The following is a 21,441-nucleotide window of genomic DNA, read 5'->3' on the forward strand; positions in this document are numbered from 1 at the left end:
GTGTAAAGATGTGTTAGCGAAATTACGAAATAGAGGCAAGGCCATACCAAATACGTCAATAGTACGATCACAGTTTGATACATGTAGGGAGGAAATAAGCGTGGCAGCATTTGAATTTAAGTTGCCGGACGTGGGAGAAGGTATCCACGAAGGTGAAATCGTAAAGTTGCTCGTCAAAGAAGGCGACAAGATTGAAGAGTTCGAGCCATTTGCGGAAGTACAAACGGACAAAGCAGTAGTAGAGATTCCTTCTCCTGTTACTGGTGTAGTAAAACAATTGAAAGTAGCTGAAGGGGAAGTAGCTCTCGTTCATTCTACTATCGCTGTAATTGATATTGAAGGCGATGCTCCTGTAGATCCACATGCTCCTGCTGAAGAAGAGCCTGGTGCAGAAGTGGTAAAACAAGAAATTGCAAAACAAGAAGCTCAGGAAACAGCAGCTCCAGCACCTGCAGCTGAATCTACTGAGAAAAAACGCGTTCTAGCGATGCCATCTGTGCGGAAATTGGCTCGTGAACTCGGCGTCGACATTACGAAAGTGACTGGCTCTGCGAAACATGGCCGAATCACTGCGGAAGATGTAGAGAAATTTGCAGCTGATGGCGAAGAAACTCGTATAACAGAAGCTCCAAAAGAAGAAGAAAAAGTGGCAGCACCAGCAAAAACTGAACCAGCAGCACCAACCGCAGTTGTAGCAGGTGGACAAGAAGAGCGTATTCCACTCAAAGGAATTCGCAAAACGATCTCCCGTCGTATGGTGGAAAGCCGCCAAACTTCTGCACACATCACTTTGATGGATGAAGTAGATGTGACCGAGTTGATCGAACTTCGCAAATGGGGTAAAGAACAAGCTGCCAACCGTGGCGTGAAACTTACCTATTTGCCTTTCATCATGAAAGCGGTAGTCGGTGCTTTGCGTGACTTCCCAACATTGAACGCTTCCATCGACGCAGAGAACGAAGAGATTGTGATCAAGAAGTACTACCATATCGGAATGGCAGCAGCTACCGACAATGGTCTGATGGTTCCAGTATTGAAAGATGCAGATCGCAAATCAATCTTTGATCTAGCTGGAGAACTTACTGACAAAGCAGTTCGTGCACGTGACATGAAACTGGCTCCAGATGAACTCAAAGGTAGCACCTTTACCATCTCTAGCCTTGGAAACATGGGCGGAACTTTCTTTACGCCAATTATTAACCAACCAGAAGTTGCGATCTTGGGCGTGGGCGCAATCAAAGAAAAACCAGTTGTCCACAACGGAGAAGTTGCAGTTCGTTCCATCCTCCACCTCTCGCTCTCGGTGGATCATCGACTCATCGACGGAGATGTTGCAGCACGCTTCCTGACCCGTCTGAAGAGCCTATTGGAGAGCCCAAATCTATTGATGATGGAGATGTGATCAAATGGTAGTAGGAGATTTAGCACAAGAAGTAGACGTATTGGTTGTCGGTGCCGGTCCTGGTGGATATGTAGCAGCGATCCGTGCAGCTCAATTGGGTAAAAGTGTTACGATCGTAGATAAAGATGAATTGGGTGGAGTATGTCTGAACCGTGGATGTATCCCATCCAAAGCAATCATCAGCGCTTCAGAGCGTTTTCAACACATCCGCGAAGCAGAAGAAGTGGGCTTGGAAGTAACTGGTGAGATTAAAGTTCAAATGGCAAAATTGATGGAGTGGAAAAATGGCGTAGTCAAGAAATTGACCGGCGGTGTAAAAGGGCTCCTCAAAGGAAATGGCGTAGACATCGTATCCGGAGATGTATTCTTCTCTGACAGTAAAACGGCTCGTGTCGTTACTGATACTTCTAGCCAATCCTATAAATTCAACCAATGTATCATTGCGACTGGCTCTCGTCCTGCTGAACTGCCCATTCTTCCTTTTGATCAAAAACGCATTCTTTCTTCCACCGAAGCATTGAACTTGCAAGAAGTACCAAACAAACTGATTGTTGTAGGTGGTGGTTACATTGGTCTAGAGCTAGGTACTGCTTATGCAAAACTAGGCGCTGAAGTAACCATTCTCGAAGGAACCAAGTCTCTGTTGCCAGGTACCGATGCAGCTCTGACCAAAATGGTAACTCGTAAGCTCAAAAAATTGGGTGTAACTGTCATTACCGAAGCAATGGTTGAAGGTGGAGAAAACAAGGGTGACTCCGTCGAAGTAAAAGCTACTGTCAAAGGCGAACAAAAAACCTTTACAGCAGACTATGCTTTGGTTTCTATCGGTCGTAAGCCAAACACAGAAGAGATTGGTCTCGATATCTTAGGTGTCGAAACCGATGAGCGTGGATTTATTAAAATCGACAACCAATGCAAAACAACCGCAGCTGACATCTATGCGATCGGTGACTGTGCTGGTGGATATCTTCTTGCACACAAAGCAAGTTACGAAGGAAAAATTGCCGCAGAAGTGATCGCAGGTAAAAACAGTGCCATCGACTTCCAAGCAATGCCTTTTGTTATCTTCTCTGATCCAGAGATTGCATACACGGGATTAACCGAAGACCAAGCAAAAGAAGAAGGATACGAGCCAATCGTAAGCCGTTTCGCTTTTGCTGCCAATGGTCGTGCACTATCGCTTAACAACGCAGATGGTTTCTACCAAATCGTTGCAGACAAAGAGACTAAGCAAGTACTTGGTGTTCAGATCGTAGGTCCAGAAGCATCCACTCTCATTTCGGAAGCAGTATTAGCCATTGAAATGGGTGCGAATGCAGAAGATATCGAGCTAACCATTCATCCTCACCCTACTTTGGGCGAAGTAGCGATGGAAGCAGCTGAAGGTATCTTTGGTCATGCGATTCATTCAGTGAATAAAAAACGGTAAATTAGAAAACCCTTCACTTTATTTCAGAAGTGAGGGGTTTTTTAAAAAAGCATCGGCTTTTGGGGACAAGGCGAGGCGCTTGCAACCGTGTTACTATCATATAAATACTAATACTTGTCCCTTTTCTTATTAACAGACTAACGAAACCCCAGTACATATTCGTCTATGTATTCCTAATGTTTTTTGCTCACAATATTTACATGACAACGCATAATGTGCGATTTTTGCCCATTAATCCTAAAGCAAAAATCGATGTTTTGGTGGAGTGTGACTATTTTGATTCTCGTAGAGAAGCTCAACACTATTATGATCGTCATAAGAAATGGAACCTAGCGAAAGTGAGTCGCTTAGATCGAGTTCGTGATGGAAGAGCTTTTGAGCATTGGGATTATGATTAGTAAGAAGCTAGTTGCTTGATGATGGAAAGATCATAGTGTAATGTTTATTGCCAATTTATTCGAATTAGCATACAATTAAATTGACAGTAAGTGCTGACAGTCACATCAGGAAGGAAGAGAGAATGGGTAGCAGTAAAAATCTTAGTAGTAGTGATAAACTGTTATTGGCAGCGATCGATTTAATTGCCGAGAAAGGATACAAAGGTGTTTCTACCCAAGAAATTGCTTCGGCAGCGGGTTTAAGCGAAAAGACTCTATTTCGTCACTTTGGAAGTAAACGAAATCTTTTGGAATCAGCGTTTGACCGTTTTCATTATGCCGAAGAAATGACAAAGCTGTTTAGCGAAAAGCTCGTGTGGGATTTGCAAACGGATTTGCTTCTAATTAGCCGAACCTACCATGAAATGATGAATCGCAACCGGAAAATGATTATGATCAGCATTAAGGAAGAAGGGCATTTACCTGGATTTCTTGAAAGAACACAAAAGCATCCTCGACAACTGCTGGAAATTTTGACTAATTATTTTAACACGATGTATGAGAAGAAAAAGTTAATTCAAACAGACCCACAGTTGCAGGCAATGTTATTTATGATGATGCACTTTGGCGCTTTTATGAACAACTTAGATGCCAACACCAATTTTTCAACCATATCACTAGAGGCATTTATAACAGAGAGTGTGCAGACATTTGCTAGGGCTTTAACTCCCTAGTTTTTTGTAAAGTAGAATGTCAGTCAGTACAGACGGTCAAGATTTGGAACGAAAGGTGGTTATCGAGTTTGCAGGTCGAAGGCTCAAATCAAATAGGAGAGAAATTAATACGTATTTTGATGTTTACTCTGGCTCTATCAGCAATGAACGTGTTGATGTTCAATTTCGTACTTTCTGACATACGTGAAGCTTTTCATCTTACTACTGCACAAGTAAGTTGGGTCACTTCGTCGTATTCTTTGATATATGGCATCGGAACTGTCATTTATGGAAAGTTGGCTGATCGATACAAACTCCAAAACTTAGTAACGTATGGATTGGGATTTATGGCCTTTGGTTCGCTAATCGGTCTTGTGTCCCAAACTTTTTGGATGGTGTTGGTCGGAAGGTGCTTGCAGGCGATCGGAGCAGCAGTCATTCCAGCAACTGCTATGCTAATTCCAGTTCGATACTTTGCTCCAGAACGTCGAGGTGCAGCGACAGGAATGGCTTTTGTAGGTTTATCTCTTGGGAGTGCTCTTGGCCCTGTTGTTTCTGCTTTTATTGTAAGTGTGACACATTGGCGCTGGTTGTTTTGTATCTCTCTGCTCATTTTAATTACTATTCCTTTTTATCGTAAATATCTAAAGGATGAGCAAGAGGGGATACCTAGTAATTTTGATTGGATTGGCGGTATGTTGTTAGCTACTACAGTAACATTCCTACTACTAGGTGTTACAAGTGGTATATGGTGGTTTCCAATCTTCGGCTTGATCACTGGTATAATGTTCGTCCTACGTATTCAATATGTTTCGGAACCGTTTGTTCAACCTATGTTGTTTCGAAATAAAAGCTATACTCTTCGGTTAACGATTGCTTTTCTCATAAGTGGAATTGGATTTTCCCTTCATTTTCTAAGTCCATTATTGTTGGCTCATGTACATCAGCTAACACCTAGCTGGATTGGGTTTGTTATGGTTCCTGCTGCGATAGCCTCCGCCATTTTAGGTAGAAAAGGCGGTAAATTGGCAGATTTGAAAGGAAATTCATTTCTCTTTTTTGTTGCGTCTGGATCATTAGTGGCTTGCTTTAGCTTGCTTTCCACTTTTATTGGAGTATCTGCTGTATGGATTGCAATCTTTTTGATCTTTGGTAATGTGGGGCAAACATTTATGATGATCGCTTTGGCTAACTCCGTATCTATGACCTTGCATAAAGAACAGGCTGGAGTGGGAATGGGACTACTATCCATGATCAACTTCATTGCAGGAGCAGTGGCTTCAGGCGTTTATGGTAAAGTGGTCGATCTTGGTTCTGATGTTCGATTCAATCCTATCAACTTTTATCCTACCGGCTCTGTTTATAGCAATATTTTTCTTGTTCTTACTATGCTACATGTAGGGATTCTGGTGTTTTATTATTTGCAGTTTGGAAAAGTAGAAAGGAAAAGTGTCCCGTTGGAAGGTTAGAGGCTGGGTTTCATCATCTGAATATATAGATAAGGAAAGGTGAGGACGAATGATACTAGAAACACTAAGAAAGTATCTTCTTAGTTGGGATGGAGTCAGTGAGCATGAACATCGTTTTGGAGGAGTAGAATTTCGTTATCAAAATAAAGAATTAGGCCATCTTCATGGAGAGCAACTTGCTGATCTTCCATTCCCTAAATCTGTTCGAGATGAACTCATTGAAACAAAACAGGCAGAACCGCATCACGTTCTTCCAAACTCAGGATGGGTAAGTTTTCGAATGAAAGGAGAGGAAGATATTCCACACTTGCTAAAGCTGTTTAAAATGCAATATGACAGACTTTCTGCTAAAAGATAATAAAAAAGTACTACTAGCTGGAGATAAGTAGAGATGAACCAAATAAAATAATTCACTTGGACAAAGAGGCTATTAGACCTCTTTCGTTGCCAGGCAAAATATAAAATATTTATCAATTTTCTTTTGAGAGAAAAAGAGTCGATATAATAATAATTAAAGTAGCGCTCCACCAATTCAGAATATAAGGAGCTGGTATTGATGAAACAAACAAAGAAAAGAAGCTCTTTTCTCGACTTCTTCCGATGGAACAAATCAAAAAAGAAAAATGCTCAAAAAAACAAAAATAAACTTGGTAGTCATGATTCTACCCATTCTGAATCCATGGTGTATGGTACTCTTTGTTCAGGTAGTGGATTTAGCAGTGGATTTGATAGTTGTAGCGGTGGATTTGATGGCGGTGGCGGTTGTTTTTAAGATTTGCAAACGGGAATTCGCCCATTTCAATGGCGATGTAGTTCACAAGAACCCTTTTGGGATATAAATAAACAAAAAGCCTGCTTTCTTGGATTATTTTACAACCATGATAGCAGGCTCTTTCCTTTCCTTTATATGTTATATCGTAAAACAAAAAAACCACAGCCTCTGCCGACCTCCAATATACATTGAACCAATTTCTGAAATCTCTCTTTCCTTTTTCTTATCTTTATAGTAGAATAATAATTCGAAAGAGTACAAAAATACTCTTTCCTCTCTTGCAATAATTTTCTGCTGGTAGTCCCCTGTATTTTCTTTTCTACTTTGAAAAAAGAATACAGGGGGCAATCAGCAGAGCCAGCTGATTGCTCCTCACATCATAAGAGGAGTGATCATCATGTTTTTTAATATGTTTAGAGGTTATAGTCAGGCAGATATTCAACTTTTGGAGAGAGTGGTATTTGCCGAAGCCCAAGGGGAGCCATATCAAGGACAAGTAGCAGTGGCTGCAGTAATATTAAACCGATTAAAAAGCCCAGACTTTCCTAATACAATATCCCAGATTATTTACCAACCAAGTGCTTTTGAATCAGTTACAAATGGTTCTATATGGTGGAAGCAACCAAATGAAAGTGCCAAAAGAGCCGTACAGGATGCCATTAATGGATCTGATCCATCAGGTGGCGCACTGTTCTTCTTCAACCCAAGAACTGCAACATCTCCTTGGGTCAAAAACGAACTTGTAACGATCAAAACAATCGGTAAGCATGCATTCGCCATAAAGAAAAAGAAGCCGCCACAACGGAATGGCTACACAAATAACAGCTATACCTATGGCAATTTTAACAACGGTTATAACAATGGCTACAACTATGACAATTATAATAACGGATACAACAATAATGGCTGGCAGTGGGAACGTCTACCTGACTAATAGTCCCCAAATTATTGCAAGATAGAGAGATACCACTTGGTGTCTCTCTATTTATTTTTGGTACCAAAAAGGGGAATGAAGAAGTCGAAGGTTAAGTGGTGTTGCTTTTTATTATGTTCATAATTAGCCTAAAGCCAGAGGTGCGCCTATGTTTAACTTGATTTATGGAACAAGCTCATTATAAATTTGTATAATGTACGTCAATTGGCGATTTCCCTTCAACTAATAAAAAAACCACTTCTAAACATGGTGATCAGAAGTGGTTTATCTACAATTAATTAAGAAGATACTATCCAGTTGGATAGTATCTATTACAAAAAAGGCTAATAAAAAACTATTTAGTAGATGTCGTGTCGTTTACTACCACATTCGAGACACTTCCATCTGTTTGGACGGATGGAGATTGCCTTATGTTCCGTATAGTATTCACATTCACCACAGCGCATTTGCCGCTTATCGCCTTTTTTGATTTCATCCTCTGTATTCATGTTTGTAATTACAAATAATGTTGCGTTGCTTTTGGATCGTTTCTTCTTCTTTGCCATGATAATGACCTCCTTGAATCTCTACAGAAAAGGAGGCTGGATTTAGTTACTTTATCTCATCAGAGGATAAATAGCGTAACTATGTCCAGCCCATCATCTGTAGGATGAGTTGGACATAGTCCACATATTTAGTATAGTGGAAAACAAATCGTATTTATACGAAAAGTATGTCAAATCATAAAAAAGTCCAGGTAGATACTGCGGTACAACAGTATCTACCTAGACATTAGTTTCTCTTTGGAATTATGGAGCCGGTTTCTCTTAAATGGTAAATACATGATAAGGCAAACGAAGAGAACGACAATCTCTAAACTAAGGATATACCATGGATGTGGACCTAAATAATCATAAAGTGTTGGATAATGTGGTTTACGAGCTAGATACATGTAGTTTCCACCGGTACCCCAATTGATGAGTCCAACAAACAGAGCAATTGAATTGAGATAGAAAAAAGTTCGAATAATGCTTTTGGAAGATGGTATCCAATCATCTACCCACAACAAAAAGAAACAAGCATAGACGATCGTAATATGACTTAGCATAAAGCCAATGTAGTGAAAGTGAGGAAAGTTATGAGGTAGTTCAGGTGTGAGGATGGCGAAGGTACCACCTGCAATGCCAATATAGTAGAGAAAGTCAAATGGCTTTCTTTGTCGGGTTAGAAATACATAAATAGCAATGAATCCTGAGATACTACATAATTGGAGTGGTAAATCGCTGGCTAAGTTCAATTTTGCTTGGGGTGCTTTCCAGATATACCAATACAGCTCTCCAAAAATAAGAAAGAAAACGAAAAGATAGCGTATTGTCGTGTTAATCCGTTCTTTTTTTAGCCAATGACGAGAGCAAAATAGGAGCGTTAGACCCAAAAAAAATAGAAAAATGGTCCAAAGATGAACACTAGAGAATGTGATAAACGGGTCATCTGTCTGACGGTAACGAAACCACTCAGGAAAGTTTCCCATCAAACTGCCTCCTCTAGAGAGTGAATTTGAGTTAGTTTTCATTAATATTTTATACTATTTTGTTAATTCGTAAAAATACATGAAAAATGAAGAAATTTATACTTAGTATATGTATGTTAAAGAGGGGATTCGTCAAGGGCTTTTCATTTACTGGAGTTCTTTATTCAAACTGATGTAACTATCTTAACCTAAAGGCGACTATATTATCCCATGAGTATTGTTTTTGCGTTTTAACTTAGGAGGGATCGAGATGAGAAAATAGAGATATCCAAACTAGATCATGGAGTAGTAGAAGATAATTGGAAGTGAGATATAAAAAAGAGAGCTTTCTAAGTAGAAAGCTCTCTTTTTTATATCCTCTGAAAATAAAGCTAGATTATAAAACCTCTACGTTCATCACCAATCCAAAATCAATCTCACGTTTGATCGTGCCATTTCGTAATATTAGATGGCGTTCTTCTGGATCAATGGATTTTATGTAGCCACAATATTGTTGTAATCCAAATTGGCTCTGACAGACGACGAGTAATGGACGATTCTGTTCATATGCCTGCTGGATACGAATGCTAAGTAATAAGTAATCGTCAGGAGTATAAGTGGATTGACAAGGATCATCTTGTCGCATCCAATCTAAATCACCAGGGTGTACAAAGCGATTTTCTAACATGGTATCACTCTCCGAACGCGTGTTCTTGTTTAGTTGTTCTCATTATAACTAGAACAAACGTTCGTGACAAGAGGAAGAACAGAATTTTTTTCCAGAGATTTGTTCATTCTGAATACAACAAAAAAGACCACTCCATTATGGAGTAGTCTTTTTCATGATCGGGACGACAGGATTCGAACCTGCGACCCCCTGGTCCCAAACCAGGTGCTCTACCAAGCTGAGCCACGTCCCGTTATCAATTTTCCAGTTTATGGTGTTAGTTCGTAACCACAAGGAATAATATACTCCCTTTCCGAGTAGAAGTCAACCATTTATTTCAAAGACTAATCGTTTAAGATAAAAGAAAAGGAGGAGAAATAACGATGAAAACTAGTATCCAGATAGAGGTTCGTCCAACCGAAATCGACGTAATGGGGCATGTGAATAATGCAAAATACCTAGAATATATCGAATGGAGCCGTGAAATTTGGTATAACCAGGCAGGCGTGCCATTTGATCAGCTGACTGAGATGGGAATTGGTACTGTTACCGTACGGATTGAGATTGATTACCGCAAAGAGGCAACCCTTGGACAGAAACTCACTGTGACTACTGAGCCGAAACACCGTGGAAGAAGTAGCTTTGTTTTTTACCAAACAATTTCTAATGAGCAAGGGGAATTAGTGGCTGAGGCAGAAGTGACGAGTGTGACCATTGATCTGAAGGAGCGCAAAAGTAGACCATTACCAGAGGAGATTGCGAAGTGGTTTGGGAAATAGCGAAAGGTTATGAGATAATAAAATATTCCGGATTCCATCCTGCTAAAACTCATAGAAAAACCCTCGTAAGAAAGTCTCTACAAGGGCGTTTTCTCGCACTATTTTTTTAGGCTTTTTAACTCGTCCAGCACGCCTTCGATTTCCATCATGGTAAGTTGTTGCTTTTTGACGATCATCTCATAGATCTCTAATAGCTCTGAATAGCTAGCAAGATCAAAGTCTTCAGGGCGAATTAAGGACGCGTTTACTAGTTTGAGACGGCTTTTGATCTCTTCGACTAGTAGGACGAGGTTTTCCTCAGAAGCAGTTTGGAAATTCATGAATTCGATCCTTTCCTAAGTGTTCTCTCTATTGTAGCGAAAAGAGAGACAGAAATGTAGAGTTTAAAACCGAAAGATTAAGGTGGGAGATAGTGAGTAGCTATCCTGAGCAGTATCTAGCATTTTTTTACCATTTTCACACCACAAGAGATTATTTCGAGTGTCATGAAGTGTTAGAGGACCTTTGGTTGGAATGTGGACGGGATATATTTTATCAGGGATTGCTGCAAGTAGCTGTAGCACTCTATCATCATCGTAATGGTAACGTAGGTGGAGCACGGAAGATGCTTTTGGCAGCCAAACGAAAGTTAGCACTATATCCGAGTACATGGGAAGGAGTAGATTTAGCTGATCTCTTATCCAAGATAGAACAATACCAGGATCAGATGGAGAATGGGAAAATAGATCTAGATGATGCTCCATGGAATTCGTTTCGTCTAGTATTAGATAACCAGTTAATTCAACAGATAAAAGAGCAGTTTCCTGAGTATTCGTAGGATACACTGCTCTTTTACTATTAATGTAACTTATTTTATTTCTCCAGAAATATAGTATTTCATGATCGCCAGCGTCTCACGTAGTTTGTGGAAGGGACCAAAAAGTACGTGAGAGTGAGTTGGATAAGGAACCGCTGTCAGTTGAAGCTGTTTTGTAATCTGAAGCGCACGGTACATATGATAGTCGTGGGTGACCACAATTACTTCTTTGGAACCATTCAAAAACTTTACTGAATTTTGGATGTTTTCCAATGTATTGTGTGACTCTGTCTCAAGTATTAGATGCTCATTTGGAACCCCTTGATCAACGAGGAAACGCCGCATTGCCTCTGCTTCGGTTAGTCGATCACGGGAACCAAGCCCACCACTTAAAATCAGGCGATCTACTTTTCCTTCATCCATTAGTTTCTTTGCTGTTAGCAAACGTTCTTTTAGAGCTGGAGAAGGTTCATTATCCCAAAGAGCAGCTCCCAGTACGATGGCGGTTTTGGGAGCTGACTGTGGGAGCGAATCGAGGTCATCATAGCGAGAAACAGTCCAGTAAAGGAAGCCAACTACCGTTATGATAACAATCATGATTGGAACTCCGATAATCCAAAACCATTTAGAAGTATAAAGGGTAGACAATTTAATTCTCCTTTCTACAAAGGAGGTAGCTGGCAATCAGAGAGAAATGGTGGATTAGGGTGGTATATTGAAAATCGGTTATTTTCATGTTGAAAGTCGATTACAAGCCCCTCCATCCAAACCCGATCTACAGATGGAAAAGTAAACAGAATTCCTTCTATGAGAACCTCTTCCCAAGCAGGATGTCGTTCCGTAATCTCCAATGCAAAGGAAGGTGTACTACATCCTGAAGTGAGAGGGATAACACGGAATGCTAATTTCTCACCTGATGATTGTTCGTCATGAAGTAAGATGAGTAGTTTGGCAATAGCTAGGGGAGTGATGGTAGTGTTCAATGATAGACAGCTCCTTTCCCTGGGTCATATTGTAGCATATAGAACCTGTTGAGTTAGATGAGATAGATCATATTGCATAATGAGCCTAAAGCCAGAGGATTGCCTATGTCTAACTTTGATTTATGCAACGAGTTATAGATAGATTAAATGTATAGTTAGCCTTTTCATTAGTAGAATAAGGTCTAATTATATTTCTCTGCTCCTACTATTTAACACTAGTTATACAAAAGAACTTGCTAATATGGCAGGCACTTCCTCGTTTTACGCTCCATGAATCATAGCAATCGTCTTTACTCAAACTAGGGTAGCTCGCTTTTTATGTAATCTATACATAGCGACCATTTCAGGGGATGCAAATTTTTGATAGAATGGAAAAGACGTTGAGAAAGTCGATCCTATTTAAAGAGGTGTACATATATGGCAACGAAACGTGAAGCAGCTATTACGTTCAAAGGTAATGCGAAAACATTGGTTGGTCCAGAGATTAAAGTAGGGGACAAAGCACCAGCTTTTACCGTCCTTGCAAATGATCTTTCTCCTGTGACACTTGCAGATAGCAAAGGGGCAGTACGCCTTATCTCAGTCGTACCATCTGTAGATACAGGTGTTTGTGATCTCCAAACTCGCAAATTCAATGAAGAAGCAGCCAACCTGAATGGTGTAGAAGTACTAACGATCAGCATGGATCTTCCATTTGCACAAAAACGCTGGTGTGGAGCAGCGGGTCTTGAAAACGCAAAAGTTCTTTCTGATCATCGTGAAGCTTCTTTCGGGACCGCTTTCGGTGTTCTGATTGAAGATATGAGACTTCTTGCACGTGCAGTGTTTGTTGTAGATGCCAATGACACTGTAACCTATGTAGAATACGTACCAGAAGCTACGAATCATCCAAACTATGAAGCAGCTTTGGAAGCAGCCAAAAAAGCTCTGTAAAGTTAGATTACAAATTATATCTTTCAAAAAAGACCCATCAACACGATTGGGTCTTTTCATTTTTTTTAAAATTGAATAGTATATCCAAGCAGCTACTGAATTGGTTATTGGAGAGTATAAAGAGAGACAGTACGGTGATAAATAATTTGAATAGTAAGTTAGTTCGTGAGGTATTTAGAGCAAATGCTAAGTTATACAAGAAATAAGACGAACTTGTGAAAAATAAGTCCGTTTTTTTAAAAAGTGATAATTTTTGGTGATATGGGGAAATTATAACAGGAATTAAGCGACTTTTATAGAAAGGTAAATAATGGATTCTATTATAGGAGTGAGCATTCTTTTTTAAGGTTAGAAAAAGTGAAGGATTTTTGTCTATTATACGTGACCTATCTTTCCCAAAAAGAGCTCATGCTATCATGGTAGATATCATCTTATATTTTTTCTGAAAGGGTGGAGATATCCTTGTGGATCGAATGGTCACATGTTACTAAAATGTATCAGTCACAAACAGAACACCATCCAACTTATCGTCGACGTTCTCATCCACATCGAGGTTTGCTCGACTTTTCTGCTACGGTACATCCAGGTGTTACAGTTGTCTTAGGACCAGAAGGTTCTGGTAAATCGACTTTGTTACGTGTTACGTCAACTTGGATGGTACCAGATGATGGGCGAATTGCTTTCGGTTCCGAGCATCTGTGGTCCAAAGCAGCTGCTTTTCAAGATCCGCAGGCAAGTTTTATACAACAACGGATTTCCTATGTACCAGATACCATCGAAATTATGGATGAGATGGAAGTAGAAGAATCGTTGCGAATGATTGCCTATTTTCATCAACTTCCGAGAGCACGACAAAAGTGTAAGGAGATGATCGCTCGTTGGGGACTAGCTGCCGCTAGACGAAAGCGATTATCTGAATTACAAGGTGCAGAATTAAAACGTTATCTTCTTGCGCAAGCTCTCCTCCCAGACCCTCCCTATTTGCTTTTAGATGAACCGACTCATATGCTTGATTCCCTTGGAAAACAATTACTTCTAGAAGAGATTCAAAATCAACCAAAAGATCGAATTACCTTAATCGTCACCCAAGATTTACATTTTGCCGAGTGTGCTGATGATCTCATGTTACTTGAACAAGGATCTTGTCGTAGATATGGCAAGCGAAAATGGTTAACTGCAAGTGTTCCAGATGGTAGTGTTGCCGCTTGGTACCATGCGATGCAAGCGTTTTCTCACCTACGAACTTCTCAACAGTAACACAGCTCTTATAACCTTATCTTTTTTCAAAAAAACTCCAACCGTTTTGAGCGGTTGGAGTTGATTATATGTGGTTGTCCTTAACTGACACGTCTTCTTTTTAAATTCACATACATCCCAATCAAATAAGGTAGCAGAGACAAAAAGAGAGTGCTGGAGGTGAGCGCGATAAATTTTAGGGAGAGTTTATCTTCTAATATCCCAATAATGGACATCCAAACCATCTCCAAAGCCCCTTTCAAAACATCTTTGTTTCTATTGTACAGAGAGATTGTGAAAAGAAAATAGGATTCGTATATCAAAAATGTAAACTCTCTCATCGCACCTATTCATTACTCCAAAAAGGGGGACCACAGGTCAACTGTTGTGGTTCAACATGGATCTGAATATGGGAGATTTGGAAATTTCGTTTTAGGAGATCCTCCATTTCTTCTGTGATCAAGTGACTTTCGTAGACGGTGAGTTCTGGATGAACATGGATATCAATATCGAGAAGCAGGTCTTTACCATGGACTCTACCTTTTATGTCTGCGACTTGAGAGACACCCTCTATTTGACAGATCTGATGATAGATTTGGTCTAATACTTCGGTGTTAATCCCATCTGACAAATTATGTGAGGATTCTTGGAAAATGTCATAGGCTGTTTTTAGGATGATCAAACCAACGATGAGTGCTGTAATCGAATCTAGCCATGCCATTTGAAACTGAGCAGCGATAATTCCAATAGCAGCTCCTATACTAACGAGAGCATCGGATAAATTATCTTTTGCTGCAGCCATTACTGCTTGGCTTTGGGTTTTCTTTGCAATTCGTACGTTAATCTGATAGACCAAACCCATGACCAATGCACCAAAGAGACAGACCCAGATGGCAATCGGGTCTGGATGATCGGTCGGTCCTAGTACTATTTTCTGTCCAGCAGAAAAGAGCACTTCTAACCCTACAACAAACATGATGAAAGATGCAACGAGAGAGGAGATTGTTTCGGCACGGCGATGTCCGTAGGGGTGGTCTGAATCGGGTGGTTTTACAGCTAGGCGTAAACCGATGAGAACTGCAACAGATGCTAGAATGTCAGTAGAATTGTTCCAGCCATCTGCAGTAAGTGCTTCAGAATGTGCGATATATCCAATGGTAAGTTTTAAAATAGATAAACATATGTATGAGAAAATACTAAGTAAGGCAGCACTCTGATTGAGTTTGGCTGACTTTTGGTTGTGCAAGTTATCAATACCTCCCTTGAGCTTATTTAGGATAACAAGGGAGATCCGAGTGGGTCTAGAGAAAAGTTGTTTTATTGGGAGAGAAAAGAAGAGGGGATACAAAAAAGACATCGTAAGGAAAAATGATTGGTATAGGGAAAAATAATTGGTTAGAATATCTCATAGAAAAGTAAATGGTAGAGCAAATAAGCTAAATTTCGATCCTAAAAATAGATCAGCTAGTCTCCAGTTGACTAGCTGATCTATTTAAACCATCCCTTTTCTTTTGAGCGTACAATAGCCTCAATCCGATTACTTACATCGAGTTTATCTAGGATCACCGAGATATAGTTGCGAACAGTTCCCGTTGTAATATAGAGTTGACTGGCTATTTCTTTTGTGTTTTTTCCATCAGCCATTAATCCAAGAACTTGGTTTTCCCGTTCGGTTAACGGATTTTCTTCTTCATAAGCCATGTCGACCAATTCAGGAGAATAGACACGGCGACCGTCCATAATAACCCGAATGGAATTAGCTAACTCTTCACTAGGACTATCTTTTAGCAGATAACCGCTGACATTTGCTTTTCGAGCTCTTGCAAAATAACCACTGCGGGCAAATGTTGTTAAGATGATGACTTTACATTTTTTATCTCTAATCTCTTCTGCAACTTCAAGCCCTGTTTTGAGCGGCATTTCAATATCCATGATACTAACATCTGGATCGAGACTGTTTACCAAGGATAATGCTTCTTCTCCATTTCTAGCTTTTCCGACCACTTCCATATCTTCTTCCAAATCAAGGAGAGAACCCAGTGCTCCTAGCAACATCTGCTGATCTTCGGCAATGACAATTCGTATCATTCCAATCCCTCCTATACTGAATATTTGATAGCATTGGGAACAGTCATATATATAGTGGTTCCATGGGATGTTGATTCGATCTCTAAATTCCCATTTAGAAATTCAAGCCGTTCCTTCATTCCCTGTAGCCCATTCCCTTTATAAAAATCTTTCTTATGAAAACCCACACCATTATCTTGGACTTTCATGTGTAACCCATTTCGTAACTGCTCAATAAAAAGAGTGCAAACAGTGGCCTTGCTATGTTTCACCACATTGGTCACAGCTTCTTTGAGACACATACTCAAAACACTTTCAACTAATAATGGAGTACTAGTCAGTTTCGTGTTTCCTTCCAGCTTAAATTCCATCTCTGCTGCATGTAAAATTTGCTGAATATGGAAGATTTCCTTTTCTAACTTTACTCCTCGCATTTCCGATACCATTTCCCGCACTTCTTTTAGAGCTGTTCTAGCTGTTTGGCGAATATCCTCTATCTCTTTTTTGGCATCCTCTGGTTTTAAAAAGATTAACTTTCCTGCCAAATCACTTTTTAGACCAATCAATGATAATTTTTGCCCTAATGTATCATGAAGATCGCGGGCAATCCGTTGTCGTTCCTCTATTTTACCTAACTCTGCAATCCGCTTATGAGCGTCTTCTAATTGGCCTTCTAATTGTTCCTGTCTAATTCGGTTATACGTATTGAATGGTAATAGAATAACAGCCATTATACATATAACAATAAATGGGAGCTGTGAGAAGAAGATTGGATTTTTGTTGATAAATCCAACATTGATAACAGCAATAGTACTAACAAGATGAATGATATAAAACGTATAAAATCCAACTGTGTTTTTAATGTTGCCAATGAAAAATGCTAAGAAAAGGGAGAAATAAACATAACCATATAAGATGGTCATAATGACCGAAATCACAATTTGTACTGACGTCCAAACATAGACGATCCATCCCTTGGAAATAAAAGAAAAACGATAAGAAATAAAAAATAGAATAATGATAGTAACGCCAATAACAATTTCTAAAGTGGAAGATGATTTAAAAATAAAATAAAAAGGTAAAATACAGAAAATGATCCAAACATACAAACTAAGTCCGGTATTTTTGGGAAAAATTTGATACCACTTTTCCATAAGGACCCCTCTCTCAAATTTCTTTTATTATGCAAAGTATGTTGCCTAATAGATAATTTAGCCAGAGATTTTTGAGTAATGGAAGTGATTAAACCCATTCAATTTGTAATCGAATGGGTTTTGGTTGATTCTTCTATTTTTCTTGCAGGATGGTTTGTTGTTCTGTTCTCAAAGTCTGATTTTTTTCTTTGAGAAGGTGTTTGATTTCCTTAAAGCTGATAAACGTTTTATTTTTACTGTCCCAAAGACGGAAACGCAACGCTTTTAAGCTTGATCCGATCGTAATAGTTGTGGCTTTCTGAAGCTCCAAGGTAGAATCATGAACTTTTTCAAGATGGTAGTTCGGTACTTTTGGGCTTAGGTGATGGACATGATGAAACCCAATGTTACCAGTTATCCATTGCAAAATCTTTGGAAGTTTATAGTAGGAGCTGCCATCAATTGCAGCTTTTACATAATCCCAATTTTCCTGATCCTCGAAATAAGAATCCTCAAATTGATGTTGTACATAAAACAACCAGATTCCAAGTGATCCAGCAATAAAGAGGATAGGGAGCTGAACTAAGAGAAAGGTTTGCCAGCCAATTGCCCAACACATGAAAGCATAAATGCTTATAATAGATAGATTCGTAATGTAGGTGTTGATACGTTCTTTTTTGTTCGCGTCCCTATGATTCAAACGATTAGAGATTAGATAAAGATAAATTGGCCCCAGTCCAAACATGACGATTGGATTGCGGTATAATCTGTACGATAAACGCTCCCAAAAAGAAGCCGCAACGTACTCATCCACCGTCATAATCCAGACATCACCGGTTCCGCGTTTGTTTAAATTACTGCTAGTAGCATGATGAATCGAATGATCATGTTTCCATTTCTCATAAGGAAACATGGTAATTATTCCTGTAATCGTACCAATAATGGAGTTTAATTTTCTGTTTTTAAAAAAAGACTGATGGCAACAATCATGGAAAATAATGAAAATCCTAATAACAAATCCAGCCGTAACCACAGCAAAGGCAAGGGTTAACCAGTATGAGATCTTAAGACTTTGATATGAAGCAAACCAGAGTAAGAAAAACAATGGAATAGTATTAAATAATTGCATTACGCTAGACTTCATGTCCGAATGTTCAAAAGGGGCAACTTCTTTTTTTAATGTTAGCAAATTATTTTTACTCATTTTTCCTCCTAAAGGTTTGAGTTTGTTTCTAATATAGTAACCAGTAATTGCTTGAAAAAATAGTCATGAACGTCAATGAAGACTATATGACAATTGTCATATAGTTAGTAAATAAAAGTTGTTGAGCTTTGTTACATAATACCACCCACTCATCTTTTTGAACTCACTCCTGTTGCGGTTTGGCGCAAAAGTCGATCCGACACAAAAACGATTTGCTCTAACCGCTGATGGGTCAAAGGTTCCTGCTTTATTAATGCAACAGCCTCTTGTTATTTACATTTAATTAAGATTTGATATATGGATATGTAGAATTGGCATGAATAAAATGTAAAAAACCCCCAGTAATGAATCGAGGGAGTTTTTCGTGTGTCTTAAAGATTTAGCACCGATTCATTAGAGGGGTACAAGAAACGATTGGAGTAACTCCAGCCAATGGAGGAAATTCAGTAGTAACAACTTATACCCTGCAAGGTTAATCTACTATGGCTTCTAATCAAACTAGCTTCCAGACTCCAGCTTTTTATCCTAATACACTCCATCATCTACTAGTATGGAGGAATCAGTAGCTACGGAGAGTACAACGACAAAATCTGTAATATCAAATAAATAAGCCAACCTCCGGATCGCTTTCGTGGAGGTTGGCTTATTTACATGGCTTCTACGCAATTAAGTAGAAAAACCATGCTTTTGCGCTAGTTAATGCGATGATCTTGACTACAATATTACTAATAAACCCTACTACTGTTCCTGCTGCCACTTTGACAGCCGTAGTAAAAGGTTTTTTATGACAGAGTTCGAGAATCAAGCACATAAGGAATGGACCTAATACCACTCCAAAAGGCAACCAAAAGAAGCAGAGTACTCCAAGTGGAGCAGCAATCAGTGTTCCTTTGGAACCGCCGAGTTTCTTAGCCGCAAGTCCTCCCGAAATCCAATCGAGAGTAACCATCACCACGATCAAAATCCCCATGGTTATCCAAAACCACCATGACAGAGATTGGTCATCTATGAGAAAATGATAGACTAAGAAACCTCCCATCATTAACGGTGCGTCAGGTATACCTGGTACTATTAATCCTACATATGAGAGGACAAATAAGAGTATTATGAGTCCCCACCATAACATATTGAGATCAAAAGACATCCATTCTTCGCTCCTTCGTTTGAGCTTCCTTCTATCTTTTCAGGAAAAATTGTAGCAAACTTTGTTACCCTTTTGAGTCCATATTCTAAACATAAGGTGAATATCTAGATGTGGTCCATTTTCTAGAGTGTTTTATCGAATTTGCGTATATAAGATAAAAGCGATTACTACTAATATTACAATCCAAACTAGCAGCTTGAGTGTACGAGTATACGATTTTTTTGGCTCTTCTTCGGAAGGAGAAGGTAGGACACCAGCCTTTTCCTGACATTCTGCTAAAACATCTTCGGGAATCAGTTTCATTGTAAAGGAAATTCCAAGAGGTACCATGAGTAAATCGTCTAACAAACCTAAAAAGGGGATCAAATCCGATATGAGGTCGATCGGACTAAAAGCATATGCAACGACTAAAATGGTAAGTAATTTTACCTGGATAGGGGTACGAGGGTCTCGAAAAGCGTAATATAGCGTGAGAAGTTCTCCTTTTAATGTTTTTAGTATCGTTGTTAATCTGGTTAAAAATATCATTTCGTTGGTCTTCCTCCAGTGCAATTAGCCTTGATCTGTGGATGAGAGTTGTATTGTGCATTCATGTTATTCATTTATCTTCGCTCCAAAGGCGCTCAATAAGATATTTATTCTCTTCCCAAGTGAGCTTATACAAGTCTGGATTTGTCATTTGGGACCATGTTTCATATCCGTAATAGGAGTCAAAGTAGTGAAGCATGAGCGTTAATAAGTTTCCATGTGTGACAAGGACAGCAGAACGATGATTTACCATTGTATCCTCTATTACGGAAATACCTCTAATCATAGCAGTTCTATTTGACTCCCCACCTTCCACACAAAAATCCATATCGGAAAAAGACTTTTGAAGTAACGGTAACCAATCAGTACAAGGAATGGGGCTTAAAATTCGTTCGATCAGACGTTGGTCCATCTCGATGGTCAATTTGGACTGATCAGCAAAGGGTTGAATTGATTGTTTTGCTCTGGCATAAGGACTACAAATAATAGAATTTATCTTTTTGTTTTGGAGGAGATTTGCTAATTGTTCAGCTTGCTCTCTCCCTTTGATAGTGAGATTTGCATTTGGTTCCTGGCCTTCTGCTAGACAATGTCGGACAAGGTAAATGTTCACTTTGCGTCCTCCGAGAAAGAAAAATTGCTTTTTTACTTTTAATAATACTATTCTTTTTCTAGTCTTCATTATAGGATGATACTATTTTTTCAGGATCTTGTATGGGAAAGTTGACTCATTTCTTTTTCAATCCTTCTATATTTATTACCTTTCCATCTAATACAACAGTTGGAATAGATCGAATACTATAAGCTTTGGCTGCATCTTCCCATTGTGGGGTGACACTTTCTTTATTTAGGTTATAAATGATCACTTCGCAATGGGAACACACCAAATTTTGTACTTGTTTTACCGTAGCATCACATAAGTAACTGCCAGCTGTAAATATTTCGACTTTCTTACCCATTTTCAATTCCTCCATCGGATAACTTTTTTATAATCGGGCATTGATTCTTTGGTAATGGAAGCTCTGAAATAGGATGGTTCGTTGCTTGTTCTAATAAGGATTTAAAATTATTTAATTGATTTATTTTGTCCTCAATTTCTTGCACTTTTGTTGTAGCGAATTGGTACATTTGCTCGATTGGTAAGTTGTCATCGTCGTTTAATAAGGATAAAAGAAGTTTTATTTCCGAAAGGGTAAATCCTAGATTCTGCGCTTGTTTAATAAATTTGATTTCTTCGACTACCTTGTCAGGAAACATTCTATACCCGGATTTGGTTCGAGGAGGTTCTGATATTAATCCTCGTTTTCCGTAGTATCGAACTGTTTCGATCGAAACAGTTGATAATTTTGCTACTTTGCTGATCGATATTCCATTCATCCTATACCT

Annotated in this window: 27 protein-coding genes and 1 tRNA gene; 12 read left to right on the forward strand and 16 right to left on the reverse strand. The window is 39.1% G+C overall.

Features of this window, described 5'->3' with window-relative positions:
• Positions 1 to 100: 100 nt before the first annotated feature.
• From VJ09_RS12695 to VJ09_RS12735, 8 genes are all read left to right on the forward strand, one after another.
• Positions 101 to 1,402, forward strand: coding sequence for a dihydrolipoamide acetyltransferase family protein (locus VJ09_RS12695; RefSeq protein ID WP_044642073.1), 1,302 nt, complete (start codon positions 101 to 103; stop codon positions 1,400 to 1,402).
• Positions 1,403 to 1,406: 4 nt separating this feature from the next.
• Positions 1,407 to 2,831 (forward strand): dihydrolipoyl dehydrogenase, encoded by a 1,425-nt coding sequence (lpdA, locus tag VJ09_RS12700; RefSeq protein ID WP_044642074.1) that lies wholly within the window; start codon positions 1,407 to 1,409, stop codon positions 2,829 to 2,831.
• A 215-nt stretch (positions 2,832 to 3,046) separates the two neighbouring features.
• Positions 3,047 to 3,229 carry a hypothetical protein gene (locus tag VJ09_RS12705; RefSeq protein WP_044642075.1) on the forward strand — a complete coding sequence of 61 codons (183 nt, stop codon included), beginning with the start codon at positions 3,047 to 3,049 and terminating at the stop codon, positions 3,227 to 3,229.
• 122 nt (positions 3,230 to 3,351) lie between these two features.
• A complete protein-coding gene (locus tag VJ09_RS12710) occupies positions 3,352 to 3,942 on the forward strand; it encodes a TetR/AcrR family transcriptional regulator (RefSeq protein WP_044642076.1) in 591 nt (196 codons plus the stop codon).
• A 68-nt stretch (positions 3,943 to 4,010) separates the two neighbouring features.
• Positions 4,011 to 5,390, forward strand: a complete 1,380-nt coding sequence (locus VJ09_RS12715; protein ID WP_407689990.1) for an MFS transporter — start codon at positions 4,011 to 4,013, stop codon at positions 5,388 to 5,390.
• Positions 5,391 to 5,439: 49 nt separating this feature from the next.
• Positions 5,440 to 5,748, forward strand: coding sequence for a luciferase domain-containing protein (locus VJ09_RS12720; RefSeq protein ID WP_044642077.1), 309 nt, complete (start codon positions 5,440 to 5,442; stop codon positions 5,746 to 5,748).
• A 198-nt stretch (positions 5,749 to 5,946) separates the two neighbouring features.
• Positions 5,947 to 6,162, forward strand: coding sequence for a hypothetical protein (locus VJ09_RS12725; protein WP_044642078.1), 216 nt, complete (start codon positions 5,947 to 5,949; stop codon positions 6,160 to 6,162).
• A 397-nt stretch (positions 6,163 to 6,559) separates the two neighbouring features.
• The gene (locus VJ09_RS12735) at positions 6,560 to 7,096 is read left to right on the forward strand and encodes a cell wall hydrolase (protein WP_052807387.1); all 537 of its coding nucleotides are present in this window, start codon (positions 6,560 to 6,562) and stop codon (positions 7,094 to 7,096) included.
• 338 nt (positions 7,097 to 7,434) lie between these two features.
• On the opposite strand, the gene VJ09_RS12740 is transcribed toward VJ09_RS12735, so the two are convergent.
• From VJ09_RS12740 to VJ09_RS12755, 4 genes are all read right to left on the reverse strand, one after another.
• Positions 7,435 to 7,641 (reverse strand): hypothetical protein, encoded by a 207-nt coding sequence (locus tag VJ09_RS12740; RefSeq protein WP_044642080.1) that lies wholly within the window; start codon positions 7,639 to 7,641, stop codon positions 7,435 to 7,437.
• A gap of 215 nt (positions 7,642 to 7,856) precedes the next feature.
• Entirely contained in the window at positions 7,857 to 8,606 is a 750-nt protein-coding gene (locus VJ09_RS12745) for a YwaF family protein (protein WP_044642081.1), read from the reverse strand.
• A 376-nt stretch (positions 8,607 to 8,982) separates the two neighbouring features.
• Positions 8,983 to 9,273, reverse strand: coding sequence for a YolD-like family protein (locus tag VJ09_RS12750; RefSeq protein ID WP_044642082.1), 291 nt, complete (start codon positions 9,271 to 9,273; stop codon positions 8,983 to 8,985).
• A 158-nt stretch (positions 9,274 to 9,431) separates the two neighbouring features.
• Positions 9,432 to 9,505: transfer RNA gene (locus tag VJ09_RS12755), tRNA-Pro, on the reverse strand.
• Between the two features lie 130 nt (positions 9,506 to 9,635).
• Here VJ09_RS12755 and VJ09_RS12760 point away from each other — a divergent pair.
• Positions 9,636 to 10,031, forward strand: a complete 396-nt coding sequence (locus VJ09_RS12760) for an acyl-CoA thioesterase (RefSeq protein ID WP_044642083.1) — start codon at positions 9,636 to 9,638, stop codon at positions 10,029 to 10,031.
• A 98-nt stretch (positions 10,032 to 10,129) separates the two neighbouring features.
• Here VJ09_RS12760 and VJ09_RS12765 read toward each other — a convergent pair whose 3' ends face one another.
• Positions 10,130 to 10,351 carry a DUF1128 family protein gene (locus VJ09_RS12765; RefSeq protein WP_044642084.1) on the reverse strand — a complete coding sequence of 74 codons (222 nt, stop codon included), beginning with the start codon at positions 10,349 to 10,351 and terminating at the stop codon, positions 10,130 to 10,132.
• A gap of 92 nt (positions 10,352 to 10,443) precedes the next feature.
• On the opposite strand from VJ09_RS12765, the gene VJ09_RS12770 reads away from it, so the two are divergent.
• Positions 10,444 to 10,848 carry a DUF309 domain-containing protein gene (locus tag VJ09_RS12770; RefSeq protein ID WP_044642085.1) on the forward strand — a complete coding sequence of 135 codons (405 nt, stop codon included), beginning with the start codon at positions 10,444 to 10,446 and terminating at the stop codon, positions 10,846 to 10,848.
• Between the two features lie 30 nt (positions 10,849 to 10,878).
• On the opposite strand, the gene VJ09_RS12775 is transcribed toward VJ09_RS12770, so the two are convergent.
• Both VJ09_RS12775 and VJ09_RS12780 read right to left on the reverse strand, forming a co-directional pair.
• The gene (locus VJ09_RS12775; protein WP_052807388.1) at positions 10,879 to 11,475 is read right to left on the reverse strand and encodes a YdcF family protein; all 597 of its coding nucleotides are present in this window, start codon (positions 11,473 to 11,475) and stop codon (positions 10,879 to 10,881) included.
• Between the two features lie 14 nt (positions 11,476 to 11,489).
• Entirely contained in the window at positions 11,490 to 11,810 is a 321-nt protein-coding gene (locus tag VJ09_RS12780) for a hypothetical protein (RefSeq protein ID WP_044642086.1), read from the reverse strand.
• A gap of 417 nt (positions 11,811 to 12,227) precedes the next feature.
• Here VJ09_RS12780 and tpx point away from each other — a divergent pair, with 417 nt between their 5' ends.
• Positions 12,228 to 12,743 (forward strand): thiol peroxidase, encoded by a 516-nt coding sequence (gene tpx, locus VJ09_RS12785; protein WP_044642087.1) that lies wholly within the window; start codon positions 12,228 to 12,230, stop codon positions 12,741 to 12,743.
• A 462-nt stretch (positions 12,744 to 13,205) separates the two neighbouring features.
• A complete protein-coding gene (locus VJ09_RS17695) occupies positions 13,206 to 14,000 on the forward strand; it encodes an ATP-binding cassette domain-containing protein (RefSeq protein WP_052807389.1) in 795 nt (264 codons plus the stop codon).
• A gap of 325 nt (positions 14,001 to 14,325) precedes the next feature.
• Here VJ09_RS17695 and VJ09_RS12800 read toward each other — a convergent pair whose 3' ends face one another.
• The 9 genes from VJ09_RS12800 to VJ09_RS12840 all read right to left on the reverse strand — a co-directional run bounded on the left by VJ09_RS12800 (position 14,326) and on the right by VJ09_RS12840 (position 21,432).
• Positions 14,326 to 15,225, reverse strand: coding sequence for a cation diffusion facilitator family transporter (locus VJ09_RS12800; protein ID WP_230199153.1), 900 nt, complete (start codon positions 15,223 to 15,225; stop codon positions 14,326 to 14,328).
• 242 nt (positions 15,226 to 15,467) lie between these two features.
• Positions 15,468 to 16,067, reverse strand: a complete 600-nt coding sequence (locus VJ09_RS12805; protein ID WP_044642089.1) for a response regulator transcription factor — start codon at positions 16,065 to 16,067, stop codon at positions 15,468 to 15,470.
• Between the two features lie 11 nt (positions 16,068 to 16,078).
• Complete coding sequence (locus VJ09_RS12810; RefSeq protein ID WP_044642090.1) at positions 16,079 to 17,200, reverse strand: sensor histidine kinase; 1,122 nt, start codon at positions 17,198 to 17,200, stop codon at positions 16,079 to 16,081.
• Positions 17,201 to 17,333: 133 nt separating this feature from the next.
• Positions 17,334 to 18,383 (reverse strand): Delta(5) desaturase DesA, encoded by a 1,050-nt coding sequence (locus tag VJ09_RS12815; protein ID WP_044642091.1) that lies wholly within the window; start codon positions 18,381 to 18,383, stop codon positions 17,334 to 17,336.
• A gap of 658 nt (positions 18,384 to 19,041) precedes the next feature.
• Positions 19,042 to 19,527, reverse strand: coding sequence for a DUF456 domain-containing protein (locus tag VJ09_RS12820; protein ID WP_052807390.1), 486 nt, complete (start codon positions 19,525 to 19,527; stop codon positions 19,042 to 19,044).
• A 132-nt stretch (positions 19,528 to 19,659) separates the two neighbouring features.
• A complete protein-coding gene (locus tag VJ09_RS12825; RefSeq protein ID WP_044642092.1) occupies positions 19,660 to 20,055 on the reverse strand; it encodes a YkvA family protein in 396 nt (131 codons plus the stop codon).
• 70 nt (positions 20,056 to 20,125) lie between these two features.
• A complete protein-coding gene (locus VJ09_RS12830; RefSeq protein ID WP_044642093.1) occupies positions 20,126 to 20,668 on the reverse strand; it encodes a histidine phosphatase family protein in 543 nt (180 codons plus the stop codon).
• 115 nt (positions 20,669 to 20,783) lie between these two features.
• Positions 20,784 to 21,014 carry a hypothetical protein gene (locus VJ09_RS12835; protein WP_044642094.1) on the reverse strand — a complete coding sequence of 77 codons (231 nt, stop codon included), beginning with the start codon at positions 21,012 to 21,014 and terminating at the stop codon, positions 20,784 to 20,786.
• The gene (locus tag VJ09_RS12840) at positions 21,007 to 21,432 is read right to left on the reverse strand and encodes a MerR family transcriptional regulator (protein ID WP_044642095.1); all 426 of its coding nucleotides are present in this window, start codon (positions 21,430 to 21,432) and stop codon (positions 21,007 to 21,009) included. Before VJ09_RS12840 ends, VJ09_RS12835 begins: the two co-directional genes overlap by 8 nt.
• Positions 21,433 to 21,441 lie beyond the last annotated feature (9 nt).

It is taken from the genome of Risungbinella massiliensis (assembly GCF_000942395.1).
In the GTDB taxonomy this organism is placed as follows: Bacteria; Bacillota; Bacilli; order Thermoactinomycetales; family Thermoactinomycetaceae; genus Risungbinella; species Risungbinella massiliensis.